Here is a 2,298-nt window from a genome sequence, read left to right as displayed (position 1 = left end):
TATATAGTTCCTGTTAGTCAGTCAAATATAAATCACCGAAAGCGTTAATATCCTTAGATGAACCTATTCCGCTATTATATTCCAACCAACCTTTGCGCCCATCGCCATCATTATCGTTGACCAACATTGAAAACTTTAATTTCATTCCTAGTTTCACCAGCGCGTTGTCTGTAATCAACTCTTTCCATGGAATAGCCATTTCATAAATCGTTTTTTGATCTTTGCGATGGATCGCATAATCAGCTGCAAAAGATCCGTCGGTACTAAAACCCCTCGGTGCAATCCAACGCCACTTGGACAAGTGCCCATTGTCCCCCATTGCTACACCCATTTCATGATATTCTTTCGGAACGCTGCCATCTGCATTCGCTATGCCAATCCCTAGCTGTATGCTGTCCCCACTCCATATCGCGCTGTCTTGCGCCTTTTGGACATGTTTATCGTCAGTAACCTCCACCGCGAGAAACAAGTTGTTGGCGTCCCAGGATAAATAGCCGACGGCACTGGTATCTTCTATCCCCTTCCATCCGTTTACTTTAACCTCGCTCACTTCAAAACGAACCTCATTTTTCCACTCATTCAAGTCCCCGTCCATGTGGATCGGCTTTTGGAGCTTAGGAATGAGAAGCGCATGTATCGAGTCTTCTGTCGACTGCAGCAATGTTCCAGAAGGATTAAATGCTTTTAAGACTCTCATTCCTCTTGCCAGTTCAGGAATATTGAAAGTTGCGCTTCTCCCTGACTCTAATTGAGCCACATGGGTGGTGAATGTTCCTTGGGATGCCTGCTCCGTTTCATAAGCTACCTCAATAGAACCACTGAAATCACTTTTCGAATGATTGGTGACTTGCATGCGGGTTTTTATTTTATGGTCTTTCGGGTCAAAATAGGTTACAAGATTCTCAGTCAAAGGATCGATTACATTGACGTTAATCGCATATGCTCGTGCAGCTTCTCTCCCTTGATCCATAGATACAAAGATCGAAAAATTCCCTCTATCCAAGCCTGCAGGAATTTGTACTCGAAGAGACTGACCACTTTCACTCTTACCTAGCGACCATCCTGCCGGCAATACGATTTTGAGCGGCCCAGCCGTAGATTTGTGGGCATAGCCTTCAGGCAGTTTTATTTCGAATGGATTACCGGAAACTGCTAGGATACTCGCGTTTTCTGGAAGCCATTCGGCCTTTGGACGGCCCATGACATTCCACAAAAAATGCGATGTCGTCTCAATGACTTCATCTGAATATTTTGCGTTTTTATAGTCATGACCGGCACCTTCCATCGTGAACAAATTATGATAAAGACCGTTCTTCTCTAACGCATCATTTAAATCTAAGCTCTGTTGGTAGGGAACCACGTTATCAATCGTTCCGTGTATGATCAAAATGGGTGGTAAATTTTCATGTATACTGCCAGTCAGCATTCCGCCATAAATATCCACTACAGCAAATATAGATTTAACAATTGAAGGCTCATGCTGCAAATATTCATTAACAAAATTCATGGATAGATGACCACCGGCAGAGTCCCCGCCTATTGCTAAGTGTTCTATGTCCAGCTTATAGACTGCTGCGTTGTTGTTAATCCAACCCAACACATCGAAAATATCTTCATAAGCATCAGAAAGCGTATGAGGAAAGTTGACAAATGGATCGTTTTTCAGTCTATAATCCATGGACAGGACGATATAACCACGCTTAGCCATCGCTATGGAAATAGATGCCCCATCGAACTTGCTTCCTTCCTTATAGCCTCCTCCATGGATGAAAATAAATACAGGTCTCATCTCATTGTTATCGCTTTTAGGCTCATATAAATCAAATTTCAATGTTTCTTCGGCTTCAGACTCATTCTTTTTGCTTGCATAGACGATATCACTTTGCACATTAACTTCGTATTGGGGGTTTAAATACCTGACTTTACTCTGCTCATCATTAACGCTCGCATAGACTGGCATCACTTTGATTTCTGATGTATTCGCGGAAACATTTTTTTGCTGTTGGTGTTCATTCGTATCCTTATTCCCCTGTTGATGTAAAACCATCAAAAATCCTAGAATGACGAGTAAAATCGTAAGACCATAAATAAGCAGACGCTTCAAACAGACAACCTCCAAACCTAAATTTTCTCTTTTATCAAGAAAAACCCTGACATCAAGATGAGCTAGCCCATAAAATGTCAGATATACATTTATTTTATAACGCTATGTTGTATGTCACAATGATGTATTCATAGGAATATTAAGCGTAATATAACACATTGCTAAGGAATGCTTTTGACTCGGCACTAAAATAA

1 protein-coding gene is annotated in these 2,298 nt (G+C 41.4%); it reads right to left on the bottom strand.

The features are described 5' to 3' along the window. Positions 1-13: 13 nt before the first annotated feature. A complete protein-coding gene (locus FU659_RS34775; RefSeq protein WP_147951709.1) occupies positions 14-2,104 on the bottom strand; it encodes an alpha/beta hydrolase fold domain-containing protein in 2,091 nt (696 codons plus the stop codon). Between the last annotated feature and the right edge of the window lie 194 nt (positions 2,105-2,298).

The organism is Paenibacillus sp. N3.4 (assembly GCF_008017805.1).
Lineage (GTDB): Bacteria > Bacillota > Bacilli > Paenibacillales > NBRC-103111 > Paenibacillus_E.
The sequence above is the reverse complement of the archived record's forward strand: the minus strand, read 5'-3'. Positions and strand labels throughout refer to the sequence as shown.